Genomic DNA, 22,110 nt, shown 5'->3' with positions numbered 1-22,110 from the left:
ACTAATCAAGGCCCGGTTGGCCTTTAGTCTTGCTTGAATTATGGTTAACTTTTTTACCGTACTTTTGCAGGTACATGCGCTGATCGGCCTCTTCAATGGCAGTATCTAAAGCGATATCACTATCTGCTGGGATCTCCATAACACCATAGGAAAAATTTAATTGATAAGGTGCTTTTTCTCGTTGTAGGCTTTTGCTCAAATCTAGGTTAAAACGATCAATCGCCTCTATCGCTGAGCGCATTGTGCTGTCACTAAGCAGGACGATAAATTCGTCGCCGCCAACTCTGCCCAAAATATCAGAATCTCTAAATGTATCAACCATCTGCTGCGAAAATAGACGTAATGCCTCATCACCCACCTGATGACCATATTGATCATTGATAGGTTTAAAACTATCAAGATCGATAAAAACTAGACTACTGCATAGCCCCCTTCGACGGCTCATGGTCAACGCTTTGTCAGCCAAAATACAAAAACCACGTCGATTGGTTATACCTGTCAATTCATCAAGGGTTGCCAACGAAATTGCAGCCAACTCATGCTCCACCATGCTCGAAAGATCAACCAAGGTCTCCATATCCTCATGGGTCAGGGTTTTAGGCTCGTCATGAATAATGCACAAGGTACCGATTTTCTGTCCATTTGCGGCCCGTAAAGGTTGTCCAGCATAAAAACGGATATGCGGTGCCCTGGTGACAAGCGGATTATCAGCGAAACGCTCATCCAATAAGGTGTCTTGAATATAAAACAGCTCATCGCCCAATATTGCATGGCCACAAAAAGAGATATCTCTGGGTGTCTCTTTCGCATCTAGCCCCATGGCAGACTTAAACCACTGTCGGTTTTCATCGACCAAGCTTACTAGCGCAATATTAACCCCGAATAAGCGCCTTGCGAGACGCGTTACGCGATCAAAACGTTCTTCCGGTGAGGTATCAAGAACCTGTAAAGCATTAAGGGTGGCAAGCCGAGTGCTTTCATCTTTAGGTATTTTGGGTACTAGCATAGAGAATAAGCCCTTTAGGGTGGGGAAAGTTCCCCAAAAAAAACATCAAACATTAATTGGGAAAACCCAATTATTTATCTTGCCAAATCATCACTTGAGCTTCTTCGCCACTCTTGCGTGTCGCGCGATACATTCCTTCAGTATTGAAGGGGGTAGCAATATTGCCACGTTGATCGATTGCGATAACACCACCAGTGCCACCTGCAGTGATAAGCCGTTGATTAATCACTTCATCGGCCGCTTGAACAATCGACTTTTGTTGATACTTAACTTTAGCACAGATGTCACCTGCAACATGGTAACGGATAAAGTACTCTCCGTGTCCCGTTGCCGATACAGCGCAAACACCATTCTCTGCATAAGTACCTGCACCAATGACGGGAGAATCACCGATCCGTCCAAAGCGCTTTGCCGTCATTCCACCAGTGGAGGTACCCGCGGCGAGGTTGCCGTGTTTATCTAACGCCACTGCACCTACGGTGCCAAATTTATAGTCTAAATCCATATAGTTGAGGCTCGCCTGTTGCTCGAGGCCCCCTGTGTCGCCCTGCTCCGCAGCCTTAATTTTAGCTTTAGCGTCTAGCAACTGTTGATAGCGACTATCGGTATCGAAATGAGTGACAGGCACTAAACTAAAATTTTGTGTTAATGCAAACTCTTCTGCACCGCCACCAGACAACATCACGTGCGCAGACTTGTCCATCACTGCCCGAGCCAAATCGATGGGGTTTTTAATGTGCTTAACCCCAGCAACTGCGCCGGCATTCATGGAGTTTCCATCCATAATGGACGCGTCCATCTCATGTGCACCATCAAACGTATACACAGCACCCAGCCCAGCATTAAACAGTGGGCTATTTTCTAATATGTTGATGGCTGCTGTCACAGCACTAAGGCTATCGCCGCCTTTTTCTAATACCTTATATCCTGCATCAATCGCTTGAGTCAGTTTTGCACGATAGGCGTTCTGCTGTTCTAACGTTAACTTAGCCTTAGAAATGGTGCCAGCACCACCATGGATCGCGATAGAAAAAGGCTGTTCTGCCGCGACGACACTGGGAGCGGCCAGGCTACTCAATAGTGAGATCAAAGCAAGGTAGTTAGTTTTCTTCATCGTTATTATTGTCGCAGGTTGCCTTATAGATGGCTTCTTTGTACCTATAATCGCCAATAATTACAATCCTCATCTTGCTTGGGGCCAATAATCTGCGACAATAAAGGATAATAAAACTTTCAAATAGATAGAGCTTTTACTTGCGATTATTTTCCGCACCAAAGTTGGCAATGCAGAGTTTGATATTTAGCCTAGCTTTAGTCGCATATTCAGCTGCTGCAAACGACTGGTTAAATGTTGAAGTTGCCGGCGCCAATAACGCGTTGGCGCGTAATATCAATGCCCACTTAGGCACGCTGCCAACCTCTGATGTACAGCGTCGCGCTTTTGTGTTTAATGCTGAAGATAACATCAATGCGGCATTGCACTCTTTAGGCTACTATCACGCCAATGTTAATCAACAACTCAGTAGCCCAGAAAAAGGCGTCTGGACACTTTCTATTACAGTCAAACCTGGAGAGCCTACGAAGCTGCAATGGGTTGATATCCAACTCAGTGGTGAGATCCTACAAGATGCGGTGGTCAATCGGTGGCTTTTAGGGCTCAACGTCAAACCCGGAGACATACTTAATCACGGCGTTTACGAAGAGATTAAAACTCAGCTGCTGACAATTGCTCTTGCACGAGGCTATTTTGATGGTAAGTACAGTGCCAATAGTATCGTCATCAACCGCGATCTCAACACGGCGCAAATCACACTCCATTATGACTCCGGCCCTCGTTACCACATAGGCCAAGTGACGTTTGAGGGAGATAGCTTAGTCGATGGATTTCTCGATCAGCTGATCCCATTTGAGCCACGTACCACTTACAGCACCAAAAAGCTGGGCGACCTTAATCGCGAGCTAATCGATACGGGTTACTTTACCAATATCAAGGTGCTACCCCAACTTGACAAAATTGAGGGGCAAGCAGTTCCGATTAAAGTGGGCGTAACTGACCGCCCTAGCCACTCATTTGAGATAGGCGTAGGTGCCGAAATAGGCAACAGCTCTAACAGCGGAATTGAGCCTAGGCTGCGACTAACGTGGCGCACACCACAAGTGAATCAATATGGGCACTCGCAAGAAACCAGCCTTGAATGGTCGCCAGATCGGCCTAAGTTTTTGACAACCTATACCATTCCATTGACTCACCCATTAGATGATCAGTTAAAGCTTCGTCTGGGTATCTTACGAGATAAATATGGTGTCACCCAGGTGTATGACCCAAACAAACGCGATTACGTTAACACGGGCGAACTTGAGTCAACCAAAGCCACCGCGGGGGTGGTCCGTCAAAAGCGCTTCGATAATAATTGGTTGTTTACCTACTCCATTGACGGCATAAAAGAAGCCTACACGCAGCGAGACGTTGACTACAATACGCAGATGGTGCTCCTTGGTAGTAGCCTTTCTAAAACCCATCGCGGTGACAACTCTCTCGACCCTAAATCAGGTTTTTTCCAACATTACTCACTGGAATATGCCGATCCTAACTTAGGCTCAGATATTCGATTGACTCGATTACAAGCAAAGTTTAAGTGGATTGATACCTTTTTTGAAAAACACCGCATAGTGTCACGACTCGACCTTGCCGCCAATATTGCCGCAGAATCAGATCTCGCCAATATTCCCCCCTCACTACGTTATTTTGCGGGCGGTGACCAAAGCATTCGTGGTTATAGCTACCAAGAGCTTGGCCCCTATATCGATTACACCAATAGCGAAGAACAGCTCGCTCGTATGGTGGTCGGTGGACGCTATCTAATGGTCGGTAGTTTGGAGTATCAATACTATGTTACGCCAACTTGGCGTGTAGCCACCTTTGTTGATGCGGGTAATGCATTTGATGTTAACCAAATTGAACCTATTGTAGCTGTTGGCGGCGGTATTCATTGGATATCGCCAATCGGTCCAATTAAGCTCGATCTCGGTGTTGGACTCAAAGAGACAGAGACTGTTGATCGCTCTTGGCGCATCCACCTCACCATGGGGGCAGAGCTATGAGTCAACAGCCGATGCCAACTCCCCATGACGAGCTGACACCAACGGCCAAAGCGACCAAGCCTTGGTATCCTCGTTTGACAACATGGATAAAAAATACGCTTCGCGTCATCCTTTATCTGCCGTTACTACTATTGATCCTTATTGCCTTAATGCTGGGCACACCTTTTGGTACTCAAGTAGCGGTAATGCTCGCAGACACCTTTGTCCCCAATCTGTCAGTCACCTATCAGTCAGGTCGTTTAAATAAACAACTAGAACTTGCTTATGGGCACTGGCATATGTCTGGGATTGACGTTGAAGTTGAAGGGTTAGCGATCAGCTGGCAACCGCTGTGCTTGATTCAAAAACAGCTGTGTGTGAATGCGTTAAATGCAAATAAAGTCATCGTCAACATCGACACTGACCTCATTGGTACCCAAGCTAATAACGCCACTGCTGAAAGCAAAGATAACGGCAATGAGAGCGAAATCAACCAAGGTATACCAAGTAATGGGCCAGACACGAATGAGACTTTAACCCTTCCCTTTGGCATTGTGCTGACACAAACTCAACTTAAGAATATCCAAGTGCGCGTTAATGAGATGCAGTTCAATGCCGCACATATAAAGGGCACTGCCAGTTGGTTAGAAACGGGGTTGCGGGTTAACCAGTTAGAGAGTGATGGCCTGTTCGTGTCGATACCGTTGGCAACAGACAAGGCAACGCCCGAGCAAAATCCCTCAGAACTTGATACCGAATGGCCTCTGGCAACCATGCCACAGGTAGCCATTCCTATGCCTATATTCATCGATGATGCTCGGTTAGCAGATAGCCAACTGCATCTTGGGACGCGCCAAGATACGTTTGTATCCATCAGCCTACAAGGCAGTTATGTGGGTTACTTAGTAACCGTTGACAGCTTATCGGTTAGCCACGAATACGGCGATGTTAAACTTGATGGTAATATTAGTCTCAATAACCATTATCCAATGACTATTCACGCTGATGCAGACGTTAATAAAATTAATGAGATACCAGGGTTATCAGCCCAGCAGCTTGCACTAACCCTTAACGGCAACTTTAATCAATTACACCTAGACGCCATAGGTAAAGGCCAGAGTGACTTCACCTTACTTGGCAACATTAATCTATCCGATGCCAGCTTACCCTATCAGCTTAACTTAACCAGTAAACAGCTTAGTTGGCCATTGGATAGTCCCGAGTATTTAGCCAAACAACTTGTGTTGGATAGTAATGGGTCCCTTAAGCAGCAGCATGCATCATTGAAAGCAGAACTAAAGACGCCCTTTCATCCATGGCTTACCCTCGACACCCAGCTGGAGCACCAAGATCATAGGCTACAAATCGCTAAACTGGCTATCAATAGTGACATGGGCGACGCAAAAGTCAGCGGAACATTTGATTTTGGTGACGCCATCGCCTGGAACGCAATTGTCGATACTGACAAGCTAAATCTCGAGCCACTATCACTTCCATTAGAGGAGCCGCTGCCTACGACATTGATAAGTGGTCACCTGAAAACTGATGGCCTAATTGACAAGAAAATCTGGCGGATAGGATTACAACAGGCCAATTTGACCGGATCAATTGATCAATACCCCTTAACGGTAAAGGGAGGAATACGTTTAGACAATCAATGGCACCTTGATGCAGATAACTTGATTGTCGATGCCTTAGAGTCTCGCCTCGCGGTCAGCGGCAGCGTCACCGAGCAGTGGGCACTCAATGGTCAACTCACCGTTCCGGCACTGAGCTTTTGGTTACCTAATGCTACCGGTGCCATTGATGCCAAAATCAATGTCTCTGGAGAAAATGAGCATCCTGAAGTATCTATTAATGCTGAAACAATCGAACTATTGTTTGCCGATATCGCGGTAGAAAAAGCAACCTTGAAAGGGTTTTATCGTCCGATGGATGAGCATCAATTTGCCCTATCACTGAAGTCGTCGAATATGGCGTTAAATGATCTCTCCTTGTCCTCCATGACTTTGGGGGTAAAAGGCGATTTAAATAATCAAAAACTGGGGTTGCAAACCTTTGGTGATCTGCACTTGGTCACGTCAATTCGATCAACTTTTGATGAAAAAAAGCAATTGTTAAGTGCTAACATTAGCCGACTAAATCTCGATTCAATTCTTGGGCCTTGGCAACTGGAACAACCTATTGATATTGTCTGGGATAATAAAAAGCTATCCGGTGCAATTTCGCCATTTTGTTGGCAACACCAACAAGGCAATTTATGCCTACAAGACGCCATCGAATTAAGCGAAAATGGCAGCACTGAAATGGCGTTCAACGGCAATATTGGTACACTTTTAACACCCTTGCTGCCCCAAGATACCGTTTGGCAGGGATCAGCATCGTTAAAGTCATCTTTTAAATGGCAGCAAGGAAAAAAACCACAAGCTAAGCTCAATCTTGCTTTAGAGCAAGGAACAGTGTCACTCAAAACCACCAAACAGCTTGTTGTCGCAAAATATAACTACCTAAACCTAGATGCCCAGTTAGATGAAGAACAATTGGCCATCGACACTCAGTTTGAATCCGAACGGTTTGCTAGCGTATCCAGCAAAATAACCATTGGTGTGACACCTGAGCACCACTTGGCTGGCAATATCGATGCCGCTAACATCAACCTCCATTCACTGTCTGATTTTATCCCGCAACTGGAAAACATACAGGGCATGATTTCCAGCGAATTAGCCTTATCTGGTTCATTGGCAGATCCTGATATCACAGGTGCAATCACACTCAAGGATGGACAACTACTTGCCGCCGCTAACCCCACACTGCTCGACCAAATCAACGCTACGGTGGCATTGTCAGGCCAAAAGGCAGAAATCTCGGGTAACTGGATTATGGGTCAAGGCAAAGCAGCGATTGGCGGCTTTTTAGATTGGCAAAATGATGAATTAAACGGGCTGATTGAAATAGATGGTAAACAACTCGCTATCATTCAGCCACCAATGGCAATTTTAGATGTGTCACCGTCAGTGGCGGTAAAATTCGGCCCTAACAGGGTCAATATTAGCGGCCAAATCGATGTACCTTCAGGCAGTATCAATATCGTGCAGTTACCAGAAGGAGGTGTAGCTGAATCCAGCGATGTAGTCTTTAAGGACAGTATTGCCAGTGAAGAGTTAGCCCGTCATCCAACCGCCATCACCAGCAATTTAATCATTAACGTTGGCGACAAATTAACCATTGATGGCATGGGCCTTAAAGGATTGCTGCAAGGTACATTAAATCTGCGCCAAGAAGCGTTAAAACCGCCGCTGCTCTATGGCGATATAAAGGTTGTCAACGGTACCTATAAGTTTATGGGGCAAACACTCGATATCAAAGCAGGTGAAGTTCAGTTTATCGGACCAATGGAGGTACCTAACCTTAATATCGAAGCCACCAGAGAGATCAAGGAAGATGATGTTATTGCCGGAGTCAGGGTTACTGGCACCCCACTAAAACCTGTAGTGAGCCTTTTCTCTTCACCCACTAAAGAACAAGCAGAGATCCTCTCCTATATTATTAAAGGTACTGGCTTTAATAGTAACAGTGAAGATCAAAATAGCGCATTGATGATGGGTGCAGCGTTAACTTTGGGCAATCAATTAGGTGGCGGGACTGTCAATAACTTGAGTAATTCTGCCACTGGGATAATTGAAAAATTTGGTATTTCAAACGTCCAGTTAGATGCAAATGATGATGGTAAAGTCGCCATCAGTGGGTTTATAGGTGAAAACCTCATGGTGAAATATGGTGTCGGCGTATTCAATCCAGGGTATGAGATGACAGTTCGCTACTACTTGATGTCACAACTCTATTTAGAAAGTGTTTCAGGTACAGTGGAACAAACTTTAGATATCTATTATAGCTTCGATATTGATTAACTCTCATCCACAAAAAAGCCGCTTAATTAAGCGGCTTTTTTACCATCATAGCTATTACACGCTTTCGGCTGTTTGCATTAAATTAGCTTTATAACGCTGCCAAACTTTACCGCTGTTAATGCCATAACTGCGCATTAATACCGGTACATCGTTATGATTCTGGGTTTTAGCCAGTGCTTCTAGCGCTTGATAAAAATCGAGTGCAAGCTCCCTAGCCTTATCGATAGCGAAATACTCTTCACCCACGCGGCTATATAAGCCTTTGAAACCATTTAAAATCAGTACATACAGTGGGTTACCTGAATGGAAAGCCAATGTGTGGTGTAGCTGATAGTCAAATTCAATATAAGCTTTGGCATCATCTTTTAAACTGGCTAACTGCGAAAGCGCTTCAAGCACTTTATCGGGGTTATAGCGAACCGCCCCCTTAAAATAGATGGCGCTGATATTGGTTCGTGCAGAGAGAAGTTGCTCCAATAAAACTGGTTCTCCTGCAGGATTAAGATCTGCAATGGTTTCTAATACATTGAGACCAGAGGTTTCCCAAATATCGTTAACCCTAGTTGGTTTACCATGTTGAATAGTGAGCCAACCATCACGCGCAAGACGCTGCAAAACTTCACGAAGAGTGGTACGTGTCACACCGATCAGCTCAGAGAGTTCACGCTCTGCAGGTAAGATTGAGCCGGGTGGAAATTTCCCCTCCCAAATTGAACGCACAATGTACTTCTCAGCAAAGCTCGCTGGGCCTTTTGCTTCAATAATATCTTTGTCTTTGGGCTTAGAAGGTGCTTGGGGGACAGTTGTCATCAGGCCACTATTCCAAATTAATGAGAGTTATGTTGTGCACTGATCATACCAGAGCGACGAAAAATGGAAACCTAATCTGTTACATTCCTCGTTTAGATCAAAGATTAGGATCGCAATACGGTTAAAAATGAGCGCAACATCAATATCTATGACACAGATGTTGCAGTAAACATCAGTTTTTATACATTAGATCACACAAAGGTATTAAATTAATTGAATCATTAAGCTACACTGAACCAAACAGCGGACTGTTCGTTAACTTTCTATCAAAAAATAATTATACATTTGAGAGGGTGCCATGCCTGTGACCATGAGTCAGGCGTTTATTGATAACTTCTTAGGAAATTCTCCTAAGTGGTTCAAAATCGCAATTTTAACATTTCTAGTAATCAACCCAATTGTTTTCTATATTGACCCATTTGTAGCAGGATGGTTGTTGGTTATTGAATTCATTTTTACCTTAGCTATGGCATTAAAATGCTACCCGCTACAACCTGGTGGCTTGCTCGCCATTGAGGCTGTATTTATTGGGATGACATCGCCCAGCCAAGTATTACATGAGATTGAAGCCAACTTAGAAGTTTTACTACTGCTGATCTTTATGGTGGCAGGTATCTACTTCATGAAACAGCTATTGCTGTTTGTCTTCACTAAGATGATCACCAAGATACGCTCGAAAGTGGTTGTGTCCTTGATGTTCTGTGTCGCATCTGCGTTCCTATCTGCTTTCCTCGATGCGCTAACCGTAATTGCAGTTATCATTGCAGTAGCGGTTGGTTTTTACTCTATTTATCATAAAGTTGCATCAGGAAAGAACTTTTCAGATGATCACGACCACACCTCAGACTCACATGGTGAAGGACACTCTCTTTGTGAAGATGAGCTAGAAGCATTTCGTGGTTTTTTGCGTAACCTATTAATGCACGCCGGTGTCGGTACTGCACTGGGTGGTGTTTGTACCATGGTCGGTGAACCACAAAACTTGATTATTGCCGCCCAAGCCAACTGGCAATTTGCTGAATTTGCGCTGCGTATGGGCCCAGTAACCATACCTGTATTTTTTGCCGGCGTAGCCACCTGCTTCTTGGTAGAAAAATTCAAAGTCTTTGGCTATGGTCGTCAACTACCAGAAGCGGTACATAAGATTTTATCTGATTATGCGTCATATGAAGATGTACGCCGCACCAAGCACGATAAGATGAAGCTGTTAATTCAAGCGCTAGTCGGTGTTTGGTTAATCGTCGGACTCGCGTTCCATTTGGCATCTGTGGGTCTTATTGGTCTATCGGTGATCATTATTACTACAGCTTTCAATGGTGTCACCAATGAACACGCCTTAGGTAAAGCATTTGAAGAAGCCCTGCCGTTCACGGCTCTGTTGGCCGTTTTCTTTGCCATTGTAGGCGTGATTATTGATCAGCAGCTTTTTGCACCAGTCATTCAGTGGGCATTGAGCTATGAAGGTAATACACAGTTAGTGATTTTCTATATTGCTAACGGCTTGTTATCTATGGTTAGTGACAACGTATTTGTTGGTACGGTCTACATTAATGAAGTGAAAGCAGCACTGTTAGATGGTCAGATCACTCGCGATCAGTTCGACTTACTTGCCGTTGCGATTAACACTGGTACTAACCTACCCTCAGTCGCCACGCCAAACGGACAAGCGGCATTCCTATTCTTACTCACCTCGGCTATAGCACCATTAATTAGGCTATCTTATGGGCGTATGGTATGGATGGCATTGCCATACACTATCGTGTTATCCATCGTTGGTGTTCTGACCATTGAGACTGGCTTCTTGAGTGACATGACACAGTATTTCTATGACTCTCATATGTTAATCCACCACTCTGCAGCGGAAGCTGCTGGTGCTGCCGCATCGGGTCATTAATTTGTTGATTGACTGAACTATTGTAGTTTCGTAAAGTCTTAAAAACGCCTCTAGTAGTTAGAGGCGTTTTTTTATAGGAGAATCTTTTTGAGCGCATTAACCCGATTCGCACAATCTCGCCTAGCCTGGCTTATCCTGTTTGCCAGTGCATTGACGTTAGAGCTGTGTGCCCTTTTCTTTCAATACGTCATGAAGTTAGACCCTTGTGTCATGTGTATCTACCAGCGTGTTGCTGTAATGGGTATATTAGGTGCGGGCCTTATCGGCATGCTGGGGTATGCTAATCGCTTATTTAGGTTTGCAGGTATTTTGTTATGGGGTATTAGCGCCTCATGGGGACTCCAGATAGCGCTTGAATTGGTGGAGATGCAAACCAATCCATCACCATTCTCCACTTGCTCTTTCCTGCCAGAATTCCCTAGCTGGATGCCACTACACGAGTGGCTGCCATCGGTATTTATGCCGACAGGTATGTGCAGTGATGTACCTTGGGAGATGTTCGGTGTCACGATGGGACAATGGATGGTGGTCGCCTTTACCGGTTACCTGCTCGCCCTAGCTTTATTTATTCTGCCTGCTTTATCGGTCACAAAGGCAAAAAAGAGTTAAACAAATGCGATGACATGAGCAGATAACTCTCAACAAAAAACGCCGAACTGGGCGTTTTTTGTTTCCAATGTTCAAGACCTTGTTAGTCGCAATCTTTAAGCGGCCACAACACAATATGATCTTCTAAGTATTTAACTTTGGTCTCATTCACTATCTTATTCTGAGTAGACATCCCTTTGGCATGCATCTGCTGTTTGTCACCGGCAAGTAAAGGATGCCAACTTGGTAGGTCTCGCCCGTGGTATATACGTCGATAAGCACAACTATCAGGCAACCAGGTTAAGGATGCAATATTATCAAGCGTTACCTTAGTGCAGCCTGGCACCAAGGTAAAACGTTCCTCATACTGCTGACATTGGCACTGAATGGGATCTAATAGCTTACACGCGGCATTGGTGTAGTAGAGTTCTTCGGTCTCGTCATCGATAACCTTGTTTAAACAACATTTACCACACCCATCGCACAGCAACTCCCACTCTTCGCTCGTCAATTGGGCTAATGTTTTTTCTTTCCAAAACGACATGATTCTCGATTCTATAAAAAAGCCTGCAAACGCAGGCTAGTGTACACTATTTAATGGCCGGATACTTTATCCGCTCGGAGAGATAGGTGACTGACAATGCAAAATAGTCCGAGGGGTTATAGCTCAATAGCGCCCGATAATTGTCATACACCAAATATTTTCGGCTACTAATCCCCTCAGGCATGATAAGTGACACTTGCATACCAGGTACATTCGGTAAGGCTGAGCCATCGAAGCGAGTCACGCCGCTTTCCTGCCACTGAGCGAACGTTCGCTTAGTCTCAATGCCAATCAGGTTGTTATCTATGTCAGCTGGGACTTGAACTTGTCGCCCCCAAGTTGCCTGATCGTTCCATCCCGCTTTTTTAAGCAAGGTTGCCGTTGAGGCAAATGCATCATCAAGGTTGGTCCAAATATCGATAGCACTGTCGCCATTACCATCAATTGCATGCTTTGCAAACTCACTCACTGTAAAATGAGCAAAGCCCATACGACCTGACCAAGTGCTAAGTAAGTTATGATACTTGAGCCCACGGGACTCTATTAACGCTAATGCCTCAAAAAACTGAGATAGATTTGACGCAGCATCATCGTCTCGGTAAGCATGAGAAGCGGTCACACTTAATACAGGATAATCGCCAACATCCGCTCCGAGCTGAGAAACTATGCCCCAAAATGCGATCACAAAACGAGGTTGTACCCCATATTGTTTACCTAACTTATCAAACTGAGCTTTGTGGCCCGCATACAGCTGTCGAGCGTTCGCAACCAATGACTCAGAGACCGCATTGGGAAGATATTGTTCGAGGGTTTGCGGCGATGATGCTTCATCTTGATTGACCACCGCTTTTTTAAACAATTTAATTTGAGGAAATAGCTGATCGATAGTCGCCTGTGCCACCCCCTCTTGCAGCGCTTGCGCTTTTAGCTCGTTGAGGTAGTCATCAAAACTCTGACGCTCCTGCGCCTGGGTCGTCGTTAAACTAGTACTAATGATTAACGATGTCAGTATTACGATTCTTAAAAACATGCACTATCCTAATTGCCAACTAGTCTCTACTATAACCTATCTCTTTTTTGTATTCTTCGAGTAGATTAATAGGAGGTGGAGGTAATTGAAGATAATACCCCTTCTGCTCTAGTTCAACTTTAACTTTGTTTATATCCGCTAAACCAAGATGCTGACGTTTATCTAAAGGCAACATCATCACCAATTGCGGTGCGCCAAACATCGCCATCAACGCCTCAGGCACTCGCTCAAAATCATTGCGTTTTTCTACAAAAAGGTAGCTATCCGCTTTTAATCGACTCTTATATACAGCACAGATCATATCGAGGTAAATTTCCAGTTTATTCAACTTGCCAGCTAATACGGCACACTATAACATGGGCCATTGGGATTATAATAATAACGAACTGGCTTTAGTCGGTTTAATTTATAAAGAGCAAATTTAGGAATGCAGAAACCTAGCCTCGAATTAAAAGGCTCCTCTTTTACGCTGTCAGTGATCCATATCAATCATACTGATTTAGCAGCGGTAGCCAATGAGCTCGATAGTAAGCTGGCCATTGCCCCACAGTTTTTTATTGGCGCTCCGCTCGTGGTCAATCTTGGCGCCATCACAGATGCAAACTATAACCTTGCTGGGCTAAAAGATTTACTGATTTCCCGCCAACTGGTTATTGTTGGCGTGACAAGTGCAACAACAGCGTTGATCAAGCAAGCAAAAGCGCTAGGCTTAGCCATCATCAAATCGGGGAAGCAGAGTGAAACTCAGCCCCAATTGCCAAAAACCACTAAAATCGTTAGACAGAATGTTCGTTCAGGCCAACAGATCTATGCGCAAAATGGTGACCTGATCATTGTTGGTGCCGTAGGGAACGGTGCCGAAGTGATTGCTGACGGCAGCATACACATATACGGTAATCTAAGAGGTAAAGCGATGGCGGGAGCCAATGGTGATAAAAACGCCGTAATTATCGCGCAATCATTAGATGCCGAACTTGTCTCCATTGCGGGACAATATTGGTTAACCGAAAATCTTCAGGCTCACGCCACGAGTAAAAGCGGTTGTATTCGATTAGCGGGTGACGCGCTCACCGCCGAAACATTATCGCTATAAAAACAAAAGGATATATTATAAATGGCACAAATTATTGTTGTCACCTCAGGTAAAGGTGGAGTGGGTAAAACCACTTCAAGCGCGGCAATCGCAACTGGGCTGGCATTAAAAGGGCATAAAACCGTCGTTGTCGATTTTGATATCGGATTACGTAATCTCGACCTGATTATGGGCTGTGAACGCCGTGTGGTTTACGATTTTGTCAACGTCATTAATGGTGAAGCGAATCTCAACCAGGCGCTAATTAAAGATAAACGTACCCCAAACCTTTTTGTACTGCCTGCATCGCAAACTCGCGATAAAGATGCGTTAACCAAAGAAGGCGTCGGACGCGTCCTAGAGAATTTAGGTAAAGATTTCGAGTACATTATCTGTGACTCGCCTGCAGGTATTGAGACTGGTGCGATGATGGCACTTTACTTTGCCGACACTGCAATCGTTACCACAAACCCAGAAGTCAGTTCAGTGCGTGACTCAGACAGAATCTTAGGCATGTTACAGAGTAAGTCTAAGCGTGCAGAAGAGGGGTTAGCGCCTGTAAATGAATACCTATTGCTAACTCGCTACTCCCCTGCTCGTGTTGCCACAGGTGAGATGTTGAGCGTCGCTGATGTTGAGGAAATTTTGGCTATTCCCTTGCTGGGCGTCATCCCAGAATCTCAAGCGGTGTTAAAAGCATCAAACTCAGGTATCCCAGTGATCATAGATCAAGAAAGTGATGCAGGTAAAGCCTATAGCGATGCAGTAGCACGTCTTACTGGTGAAGAGGTTGAGATGCGTTTCGTCAACGAAGAGAAAAAAGGATTCCTAAAAAGGATATTTGGTAGCTAATTATGTCTCTACTCGATTACTTTAAAACAAAAAAAGCACCCACCACGGCCGTCACAGCAAAAGAGCGGCTGCAGATCATCGTGGCCCACCAACGTGGTGAGCGTGATGCACCCGATTACTTTCCTGCAATGAAGCAAGAGATCATCGAGGTGATCCGTAAATATGTGCAGATCGACACCGACCAAGTGTCTGTGCAACTCGATCAAAATGACGATAAACTCTCAGTACTTGAGCTTAATGTGACGTTGCCAGAGAAATAACTGACAGTTTGTAAAATTAAAAAGCCCTCATAAGAGGGCTTTTTTGTTGTTAGAGTTCAAGAGACATAAGTATTGTTTCCACTAGTTCACTGCGCCAGCCGCTCAGTAAAAGTGGCTTTTCGCCAGCTTTGTCGTCCCAAATCCACTGCAAAAACTCATGGATATGACGCTTAGAACCAATCAGCTCCATTGGGACATCTTGCGCTTCTGCAACGGCTTGTAACGCAGTTTTAATCGTCTTAAACGCTGACTTATAACCTGGCTTTAACGCGATCACATCAATCGCTTTTGGTAAATTATCCAGATCTGCCGTAGCCAGAATAGCGACAATGGCTTTAGCGTGGACACGCTTTTCCTGCTCAGTCAGTTCGGTCATTCTGAAGATATCGCCACTGGTTTTCGGCTGTTTCTTCGCCAACGCAATCAGGGCATGATCTTTAATAACAAAACCAAGCGCTAAATCTTTCTCTAATGCTTTGTCTAAGCGCCATTTTGCCAACACTTTAAGGTAGGCCAACTGCTTAGGCGACAACTGGAAACTATTTTTAACTTTGAGATAAGCCGTCTCACCATCAGGGGCATCGAGCCGCCCTTGGGTCATCCGTTCTCCTTCTTCGTAAACCCATGCTAAGCGATCGGTTGCATTGAGCTTATCAACTAATTGTGGATAGAGTTGATAGAGATATTCAACATCGTTAGCCGCATAATGCAACTGTGCATCAGACAGTGGGCGCTTTAGCCAATCAGTACGAGACTCGCCTTTATCCAGTGACACCTCTAAGCAATGTTCCACCAACTTTGCATAACCTAGCCCATGGCCTAAGCCGCATAGTGCTGCAGCAATCTGGCTATCAAACAACACTTTGGGCTGGCATTGGCCATAGCGGGCTAATACCTCTAAGTCTTCACTACAGGAGTGCAGTACAGTGACCATGTCATCTCGTTCAAGCAGCGCCCAAAAACCACTAAGATCACTTATCGCAACGGGATCGATTAACGCTAACGACTGACCATCGTAGACTTGAATTAAGCCTAATTGTGCATAATAGGTCCGAGTCCGTACAAATTCAGTATCTAACACTAAGACACTCGCCTGACGATATTGCTCAACAAGCTTCGCTAAACTTGCATCATCTTCAATATATTGAAACGTTAACAATCTTATCTCCCCAGCACTTCTTTTTTAGCTATAAAAAAACCGGCTTAATCAGCCGGTTTTGAGATAACCAAATGGTCGTTTGGAACCTAAATATTATAATTACGCAGATTTGGCCTCATCGCGTAACTCACGTCTTAAGATTTTACCGACGTTGGTTTTAGGTAACTCATCCCTAAATTCTACCAGCTTAGGAATTTTATATCCCGTCAAATGATGACGACAGTGCTTAATAAGCTGCTCTTCGGTTAAAGATTTATCAGAAGCGACCACAAAAATCTTTACGAGCTCACCGCTTGCTTCATGGGGCACACCAACGGCGGCAACTTCAAGCACTTTAGGATGCAGTGCTACGACCTCTTCGACCTCATTTGGAAATACATTAAATCCAGAGACCAGAATCATATCTTTTTTACGATCGACGATAAAAAAGAAACCTTTCTCATCCATATAGCCAATATCACCAGTTGCTAGGTAACCGTTGGCGTCAATGACTTTCGTCGTTTCCTCAGGACGTTGCCAGTAGCCTTTCATCACTTGAGGCCCTTTGGCAAACAGCTCTCCAGTTTCCCCTTGGGCTAATACATTCCCTTCCTCATCACGAACTTGCATATCGGTATTGGCCACAGGGAAGCCAATTGACCCATTGTAACCCGCTAAGTTATAAGGGCAGCATGTCACCAATGGTGAGGCTTCAGTTAAGCCATAACCTTCTAATAGTTTAGTCTTAGTGATCCCTTGCCACTTATCCGCTACCGCGCGCTGCACAGCCATGCCACCGCCAATTGACAGCTTCAAGTTGTCAAAGTTTAGCCCTTTAAACTCCTCTGAATTCACTAACGCATTAAATAAGGTGTTTACCCCGGTTAATGCCGTAAAAGGATGCTTCTTTAATTCTGATACAAACGCCGGAATATCACGCGGATTAGTAATCAATAGATTATTTGCACCTTTGTGCAAAAACAGCAAACAGTTAACCGTCAAAGCAAAGATGTGATAAAGCGGCAATGCCGTCACCACAAACTCTTTACCATCGACTAATAGTGGCGAATAAGCCGCATCGGCCTGTAATAAATTACTAACAATGTTGCCGTGCGTTAGCATGGCACCTTTTGATACACCTGTCGTACCACCAGTGTATTGCAAAAAGGCAATATCATCTTTGGTCACCGTAGGTTTAACATATTGCAAACGGCGTCCTTTAGACAAAGATTGACGCATCGATAGGGCATGAGGCAAGTGATACTTAGGCACCATTTTCTTAATGTACTTCACCACGAAGTTAACTAAGGTGCGTTTTGGCGCACTCAACAGATCACCAAGACCGGTTAATATCACGCTTTCTACAGACGTTTGATCAACGACTTGCTCTAGGGTATGGGCAAAATTAGACACCACGACAATCGCTTTGGCACCAGAATCATTTAGCTGATGTTTAAGTTCACGTGGGGTATACAGCGGATTAACGTTAACGACCACCATGCCTGCACGCAAAATACCAAACAGAGCAATGGGATATTGCAGCAGGTTTGGCATCATAATCGCAACACGATCGCCCTTCTCCAACTTAAGCTCGTTTTGCAAATACGCCGCAAATGCTCGGCTTCGCTCTTCAAGTTTACGGTAAGTCAGCATGGCACCCATATTGACAAAAGCAGGCTGATCAGCATATTTGCTTACCGAGCTTTCAAACAGATCGATCAATGAGCTGTATTGTTCTGCATCGATAACGGATGGCACATCGTCGGGTAAATTGTTCGTCCAAAGCTGTTCCACTAGTCTCTCCTAAATCCCCAAGCAGAGTTATTGCAAACGCATCCGTTCGCTAATCATTTCCAAAACGGGAAACTAAACACTGACTTATAAATATTGTAAGTAACGCCCAAAAATCATACGGGCGTTTTAATTTTGATCATCATCACATAATTAGAGCAAAAATCCTAGCCCAATTTTATCATCCTTTTACGATTCATTGTCTCGAGCTAAATCACGCAATAAATGCATTAATTTGCTCAGCGACCATTTTACTGTTGCCCATATGCAGATGATGATCACCATCAAGAGCCACATGCGACAATTTTCCATACCAACTTTTAACTTGCTCTGCGATATCTGGCGCTATTTTGTAACCCTCATTGGCGCTTATCAGCAATACATTGGCTTGATGATCGCGCATCAATCCCGTCACATGTTCGAGGTTTAAACGCATTGGAGAGTCTAGCTTTAACCTTGGGTCGCTGCGCCATTGCACGCCCCCATTTACTCGCTGCATATTGCGCTCAATCAATAATTGGCACCAGACCCTGTCCAGCCCTGTCAAACGATGGCGCGCTGTAATGGCGCTATCCGAGGTGGTATACAACGGTTGTTGACGTTCGCTAAGAGCCATTTTACGATGCATAGCGAAACTACGAACTAATCGTGCTTTGCTCTTATCCGCAGATTCAACCAATGGACTCGCGGCCTCAATAAACACCCAATAAGGTGCCTTATTAGCAAATGCTGCACTGTAGGCCGATGCGACAATGCCTCCTAAGGAGTGCCCTATTACGGCATGAATCGATGTTTGACTAGACAGGTGGTCAATCAGCATCTCTAAGTCATAAAGGTAATCAATCCAGTGCAGCGGATATGCACCGGGTCTATGGGCCGAAAAACCATGACCAGGCCAGTCTATGGCCAGCAGCTGATAATCCTTGAGGTGCGCAGCCAATGGTTCAAAACTATTGGCATTGTCTAACCAACCGTGCAGTGCGAGCAGCAAAGGTTTGCCGTCATCCCCCCACAATCTGGCCCCCAAACGAATATGAGGTAGCGCGATGACTACCTCATTTTCGGGGCCGCTAGACTGCCATAATGCAGATCTGTTGTCAGGCATTTATCGTTATTTTTTCACAAATTTTAAGGTCATGCGATCACTCTCACCTATGGCCAAATACTTTTCTTTATCCTGATCACCTAAACGTAAACTCGGTGGTAAGGTCCAAACCCCCTTGGGATGATCCTTAGTATCTGCCGCATTAGCATTGATCTCACTGCTAGCTACCAATGAGAAGCCCACTTTTTCAGCAAGGGCAACCATCTCATCTTGCAGCATATAACCGGACTTGGCATCCATACCTGCTTTTGCTCTATGCTCAACGACACCTAGCACCCCTCCGGGTTTAAGCACTTGATATGCAGATTCCAATACCGCTTCAAGTTGACCAGCCATCGCCCAATTATGAAGATTTCTGAAAGTCAGCACGGCATCGGCACTGTTATTATCACCCATACTGATTAAACGAGGCGGATCGAAAGCAAAGGTAGATGCCTTGCCAAGTGAGTCTTGGTTATCGTTAATCCAGGTATCAAGTGCTTTACCCAAGCGCACGCGATAGGCAGGAGCCTTAACATCTTCTGGTGGGTTCGCATCAAAATTTGCACCAATATAGTGGCCCTCTTTTGCTAAATAGGGGGCTAATATTTCAGCATACCAACGCCCACCAGGCCAGAGCTCGATTACGGTATCGGTAGGTTTTATATCAAAAAAGGCCAATGTCTCACCAGGATGGCGATATTGGTCGCGCGTGACGTTTTTAGCTTGCCTTAATTCATTGCCTAACGCGGCGCTCATTTCATGATTGAGATCACCGTGTGCCAATGCATTGTTGCTCAAGAGTGATGAGAGCACGATTGCGGCTGCTATTGTCTGTTTCTTCATTATTATTCTCCCTGAAAAGTCTAAACCTAACAGTCTCTAAGACTAAATAAAACTTAAAATAACATTGATTTACAATTTGCGCCTTGTAGATGATTCGGCATTCGCATCAACTCGTCGCCAGCATAACCACAACATCAACAAACTGGTTAAGAGCCAGACTCCTACCCAAATCCATGCTGGGATCCAAGTGTGCTGAGATAACATCACCGCATCACCTTTTTGACCTAAGCCCAGCAGATAAGTTGGGCTTGCCAACGCGTTCAGCATCACCATTAAGGCGATAATGCGTAACGAGATGGTCAAAACCTTACTGTGGCTCAATTTAAGCGGCAATAGAAACACAATGGCTAGCATAGCAAGAATAGCAATGGTGAGCAGATCGCGGCCCCAAAACAGGACGGTTAATAATACAGCCCCACCTAAACAGGCTAAACTCACTTTAATCCCACGCGTCCATGTCGCCAGATTAAAAATGAGATAGCCCCATAGTGCTGCACCAAAATAACCTGAAAAACCAATCAGAATTGGCCAGCCGCCTTGACTAAAGCAGAGGCCAGCACCGTTAGGGAAAAGTTGGATATGGCTAACCGCGCCGCCGGTAAAGAGTGTGGCCAAACCATGAGATAGCTCATGAAAGTAGCTCTCTAACCACTTAAACGGCACGCTGATAAATGGCAGTCGGATCAATACCACTGCCAGTAATAACTCGATAAAAAATTGGCTTCGACTGGGTAAGCCTGAGGTTTTAAGGTGCTGAGCGCGATGGGAGTGCATGGGTTGAGTGTGATGTGAATCGATGGACATAGGTATCCGTTCATTCATGTTGAAGTAGTAACATTCCCCACACTTTATAACCAATAAGCAGGGGGAAATAGCGTTGTGGGTCGTTGTTCATGATGGTTAACTATCGATCATGCGTAGGTATCGATACCCACCATTTGCGAGATCGCTTCACGCTGTTCCGCATGTTCATTCAACAAATAGCTTGATATGGCGCCCTGTTTAGCCTGGGTATTGCGCTCATATTCAAGCTTGGCATCCAGTTTAGCATCCAAGTCTTGCTTAGCGATAATGCCCGTCTGTTGATTTAGTCCCTCAGCATCGACAGACACTTGTTGTCGTTGTGCTTGCTGCGCTCGAGCCTGTTCAGCTTCTAGAACAGGACGAGAATGGTTAACCGGCGCAATAGCATCACTTATGGCTGTTGCGCTGTGCATAGCACTGGGGAGGACAGACCCGGTATGTACTTGCATCGATTAACATCTCCTCTTAACAACAATGTTGCCGTTGTTCACTTGGCCCACAATTAAGCGTACACCAATTTATTCGCGACCAGGCAGTTTTTTCCAGGTAACCGTATCTCTGAGGTATACCGGAGCAAGACCGTCTACATCGGTCGACAGTCCCTTGCTATGAGCAAGCGCTGCTAAGGTCAGCATATACTTGGCCTCAGGAAACTTAGCTAAGCTAGATATCGTCATACCGTCAATAACCAACTCAGGGTATGCGTCAAACCCTGTTCCACAAGCCACCACTTCACAGTGATAATTTAAATCGCGGCTCACCGCATCAGGGGCACAGACTCGCTCACGGCCCACTAACGTGGCAATGCCTGCTTCACAGACAAACTCTCCCCAATACACTTCGCCCATACGCGCGTCGATAGCGGCAACCACTTGTTGAGCACCTTGCTCATCCATCGCCGATTGCGCCATCGCTTGCAACGTAGAAATGCCCACAACGGGAAGATCTTGTCCTAAAGCTAAACCTTGGGTCATTGAGGTACAAATACGAATACCAGTGAAACTCCCTGGGCCGCGGCCATAGGCAATTAAGGCTACTTCACTCAGGGAAAGTTGCGCCTCAGTAAGTACGGCATCAACCATAGGTAACAGACGCTGGCTGTGTTCACGTGGTGCGTCCGCTTGCTGGGCATAGATTCGTCCATGATGGCGCAGCGCAACCGAACACGACTCGGTACAGGTATCGAGCGCAAGAATTGTCAGAGGGGCAAGCTTATCTGTGTTTACAGGCATTAAATCAAACCAAATTTTTGGGACGTATAACAATGTGTGTCAGATCGAGGTAGGCCTTTCACAAAAAAAGCAAGCCACGACAGCAACGGCACGCGTCTCTACGACCACCATCTAATAATGAGCCGATTATAGCGTAAAACTTGCTAAGGTATAGCCAAAAACTTAGTGAC

20 protein-coding genes are annotated in these 22,110 nt (G+C 45.1%); 7 read left to right on the top strand and 13 right to left on the bottom strand.

Features of this window, described 5'->3' with window-relative positions:
- Position 1 precedes the first annotated feature (1 nt).
- Positions 2-1,006: a GGDEF domain-containing protein gene (locus BEL05_RS18880; RefSeq protein WP_069672091.1), complete on the bottom strand. Its 1,005-nt coding sequence runs from the start codon at positions 1,004-1,006 to the stop codon at positions 2-4.
- Positions 1,007-1,076: 70 nt separating this feature from the next.
- On the bottom strand, positions 1,077-2,120 hold the full coding sequence (locus BEL05_RS18875; RefSeq protein WP_069672090.1) for an isoaspartyl peptidase/L-asparaginase family protein: 1,044 nt from the start codon (positions 2,118-2,120) through the stop codon (positions 1,077-1,079).
- 170 nt (positions 2,121-2,290) lie between these two features.
- Here BEL05_RS18875 and BEL05_RS18870 point away from each other — a divergent pair, with 170 nt between their 5' ends.
- On the top strand, positions 2,291-4,108 hold the full coding sequence (locus BEL05_RS18870) for an autotransporter assembly complex protein TamA (protein WP_069672089.1): 1,818 nt from the start codon (positions 2,291-2,293) through the stop codon (positions 4,106-4,108).
- On the top strand, positions 4,105-7,995 hold the full coding sequence (gene tamB / locus BEL05_RS18865) for an autotransporter assembly complex protein TamB (RefSeq protein WP_069672088.1): 3,891 nt from the start codon (positions 4,105-4,107) through the stop codon (positions 7,993-7,995). Before BEL05_RS18870 ends, tamB begins: the two co-directional genes overlap by 4 nt.
- Positions 7,996-8,049: 54 nt before the next feature.
- Here the strand turns inward: tamB and fadR are convergent, their stop codons facing one another.
- Positions 8,050-8,805: a fatty acid metabolism transcriptional regulator FadR gene (fadR, locus tag BEL05_RS18860; protein WP_051412832.1), complete on the bottom strand. Its 756-nt coding sequence runs from the start codon at positions 8,803-8,805 to the stop codon at positions 8,050-8,052.
- 298 nt (positions 8,806-9,103) lie between these two features.
- On the opposite strand from fadR, the gene nhaB reads away from it, so the two are divergent.
- The gene (nhaB, locus tag BEL05_RS18855) at positions 9,104-10,699 is read left to right on the top strand and encodes a sodium/proton antiporter NhaB (protein WP_028762034.1); all 1,596 of its coding nucleotides are present in this window, start codon (positions 9,104-9,106) and stop codon (positions 10,697-10,699) included.
- Between the two features lie 87 nt (positions 10,700-10,786).
- A complete protein-coding gene (gene dsbB, locus BEL05_RS18850; RefSeq protein ID WP_069672087.1) occupies positions 10,787-11,308 on the top strand; it encodes a disulfide bond formation protein DsbB in 522 nt (173 codons plus the stop codon).
- 82 nt (positions 11,309-11,390) lie between these two features.
- Here the strand turns inward: dsbB and BEL05_RS18845 are convergent, their stop codons facing one another.
- The 3 genes from BEL05_RS18845 to BEL05_RS18835 are packed head-to-tail and all read right to left on the bottom strand — an operon-like array spanning position 11,391 to position 13,162.
- Positions 11,391-11,831: a YcgN family cysteine cluster protein gene (locus BEL05_RS18845; RefSeq protein ID WP_069672086.1), complete on the bottom strand. Its 441-nt coding sequence runs from the start codon at positions 11,829-11,831 to the stop codon at positions 11,391-11,393.
- 46 nt (positions 11,832-11,877) lie between these two features.
- Positions 11,878-12,861: a lytic murein transglycosylase gene (locus tag BEL05_RS18840; protein ID WP_069672085.1), complete on the bottom strand. Its 984-nt coding sequence runs from the start codon at positions 12,859-12,861 to the stop codon at positions 11,878-11,880.
- 19 nt (positions 12,862-12,880) lie between these two features.
- Positions 12,881-13,162: a YcgL domain-containing protein gene (locus BEL05_RS18835; protein WP_028762038.1), complete on the bottom strand. Its 282-nt coding sequence runs from the start codon at positions 13,160-13,162 to the stop codon at positions 12,881-12,883.
- 126 nt (positions 13,163-13,288) lie between these two features.
- Here BEL05_RS18835 and minC point away from each other — a divergent pair, with 126 nt between their 5' ends.
- The 3 genes from minC to minE are packed head-to-tail and all read left to right on the top strand — an operon-like array spanning position 13,289 to position 15,045.
- Entirely contained in the window at positions 13,289-13,954 is a 666-nt protein-coding gene (minC, locus tag BEL05_RS18830) for a septum site-determining protein MinC (protein WP_069672084.1), read from the top strand.
- A gap of 21 nt (positions 13,955-13,975) precedes the next feature.
- Positions 13,976-14,785 carry a septum site-determining protein MinD gene (gene minD, locus BEL05_RS18825; RefSeq protein WP_028762040.1) on the top strand — a complete coding sequence of 270 codons (810 nt, stop codon included), beginning with the start codon at positions 13,976-13,978 and terminating at the stop codon, positions 14,783-14,785.
- 2 nt (positions 14,786-14,787) lie between these two features.
- On the top strand, positions 14,788-15,045 hold the full coding sequence (gene minE, locus BEL05_RS18820; protein ID WP_028762041.1) for a cell division topological specificity factor MinE: 258 nt from the start codon (positions 14,788-14,790) through the stop codon (positions 15,043-15,045).
- 49 nt (positions 15,046-15,094) lie between these two features.
- Here the strand turns inward: minE and rnd are convergent, their stop codons facing one another.
- The 7 genes from rnd to tsaB form a co-directional block, all read right to left on the bottom strand.
- Positions 15,095-16,204 carry a ribonuclease D gene (gene rnd, locus BEL05_RS18815; RefSeq protein WP_028762042.1) on the bottom strand — a complete coding sequence of 370 codons (1,110 nt, stop codon included), beginning with the start codon at positions 16,202-16,204 and terminating at the stop codon, positions 15,095-15,097.
- A 99-nt stretch (positions 16,205-16,303) separates the two neighbouring features.
- Entirely contained in the window at positions 16,304-17,977 is a 1,674-nt protein-coding gene (gene fadD / locus BEL05_RS18810; RefSeq protein WP_028762043.1) for a long-chain-fatty-acid--CoA ligase FadD, read from the bottom strand.
- 211 nt (positions 17,978-18,188) lie between these two features.
- Positions 18,189-19,079, bottom strand: coding sequence for an alpha/beta hydrolase (locus BEL05_RS18805; protein WP_028762044.1), 891 nt, complete (start codon positions 19,077-19,079; stop codon positions 18,189-18,191).
- Positions 19,080-19,085: 6 nt separating this feature from the next.
- Positions 19,086-19,904 (bottom strand): class I SAM-dependent methyltransferase, encoded by an 819-nt coding sequence (locus BEL05_RS18800; RefSeq protein ID WP_069672083.1) that lies wholly within the window; start codon positions 19,902-19,904, stop codon positions 19,086-19,088.
- Between the two features lie 69 nt (positions 19,905-19,973).
- Positions 19,974-20,708, bottom strand: a complete 735-nt coding sequence (locus BEL05_RS18795) for a M50 family metallopeptidase (protein ID WP_139151923.1) — start codon at positions 20,706-20,708, stop codon at positions 19,974-19,976.
- A 107-nt stretch (positions 20,709-20,815) separates the two neighbouring features.
- Positions 20,816-21,157 carry a hypothetical protein gene (locus tag BEL05_RS18790; RefSeq protein WP_069672082.1) on the bottom strand — a complete coding sequence of 114 codons (342 nt, stop codon included), beginning with the start codon at positions 21,155-21,157 and terminating at the stop codon, positions 20,816-20,818.
- 69 nt (positions 21,158-21,226) lie between these two features.
- Positions 21,227-21,940: a tRNA (adenosine(37)-N6)-threonylcarbamoyltransferase complex dimerization subunit type 1 TsaB gene (gene tsaB / locus BEL05_RS18785; RefSeq protein WP_069672081.1), complete on the bottom strand. Its 714-nt coding sequence runs from the start codon at positions 21,938-21,940 to the stop codon at positions 21,227-21,229.
- Positions 21,941-22,110: the final 170 nt, after the last annotated feature.

This window comes from Shewanella colwelliana (genome assembly GCF_001735525.1).
In the GTDB taxonomy this organism is placed as follows: Bacteria; Pseudomonadota; Gammaproteobacteria; order Enterobacterales; family Shewanellaceae; genus Shewanella; species Shewanella colwelliana.
This window is presented reverse-complemented; position numbering and strand designations above follow the sequence as displayed.

Excerpts from the sequence above, each read along its gene's own strand:
- fadR (WP_051412832.1), bottom strand. The coding sequence starts at position 8,805 with ATGACAACTGTCCCCCAAGCACCTTCTAAGCCCAAAGACAAAGATATT.
- BEL05_RS18790 (WP_069672082.1), bottom strand. The coding sequence starts at position 21,157 with ATGCAAGTACATACCGGGTCTGTCCTCCCCAGTGCTATGCACAGCGCA.
- BEL05_RS18880 (WP_069672091.1), bottom strand. The coding sequence starts at position 1,006 with ATGCTAGTACCCAAAATACCTAAAGATGAAAGCACTCGGCTTGCCACC.
- BEL05_RS18870 (WP_069672089.1), top strand. The coding sequence starts at position 2,291 with ATGCAGAGTTTGATATTTAGCCTAGCTTTAGTCGCATATTCAGCTGCT.
- BEL05_RS18805 (WP_028762044.1), bottom strand. The coding sequence starts at position 19,079 with ATGCCTGACAACAGATCTGCATTATGGCAGTCTAGCGGCCCCGAAAAT.
- nhaB (WP_028762034.1), top strand. The coding sequence starts at position 9,104 with ATGCCTGTGACCATGAGTCAGGCGTTTATTGATAACTTCTTAGGAAAT.
- minD (WP_028762040.1), top strand. The coding sequence starts at position 13,976 with ATGGCACAAATTATTGTTGTCACCTCAGGTAAAGGTGGAGTGGGTAAA.
- BEL05_RS18795 (WP_139151923.1), bottom strand. The coding sequence starts at position 20,708 with ATGTCCATCGATTCACATCACACTCAACCCATGCACTCCCATCGCGCT.
- BEL05_RS18845 (WP_069672086.1), bottom strand. The coding sequence starts at position 11,831 with ATGTCGTTTTGGAAAGAAAAAACATTAGCCCAATTGACGAGCGAAGAG.
- minC (WP_069672084.1), top strand. The coding sequence starts at position 13,289 with ATGCAGAAACCTAGCCTCGAATTAAAAGGCTCCTCTTTTACGCTGTCA.
- BEL05_RS18840 (WP_069672085.1), bottom strand. The coding sequence starts at position 12,861 with ATGTTTTTAAGAATCGTAATACTGACATCGTTAATCATTAGTACTAGT.
- tamB (WP_069672088.1), top strand. The coding sequence starts at position 4,105 with ATGAGTCAACAGCCGATGCCAACTCCCCATGACGAGCTGACACCAACG.
- minE (WP_028762041.1), top strand. The coding sequence starts at position 14,788 with ATGTCTCTACTCGATTACTTTAAAACAAAAAAAGCACCCACCACGGCC.
- BEL05_RS18835 (WP_028762038.1), bottom strand. The coding sequence starts at position 13,162 with ATGATCTGTGCTGTATATAAGAGTCGATTAAAAGCGGATAGCTACCTT.
- tsaB (WP_069672081.1), bottom strand. The coding sequence starts at position 21,940 with ATGCCTGTAAACACAGATAAGCTTGCCCCTCTGACAATTCTTGCGCTC.
- BEL05_RS18875 (WP_069672090.1), bottom strand. The coding sequence starts at position 2,120 with ATGAAGAAAACTAACTACCTTGCTTTGATCTCACTATTGAGTAGCCTG.
- BEL05_RS18800 (WP_069672083.1), bottom strand. The coding sequence starts at position 19,904 with ATGAAGAAACAGACAATAGCAGCCGCAATCGTGCTCTCATCACTCTTG.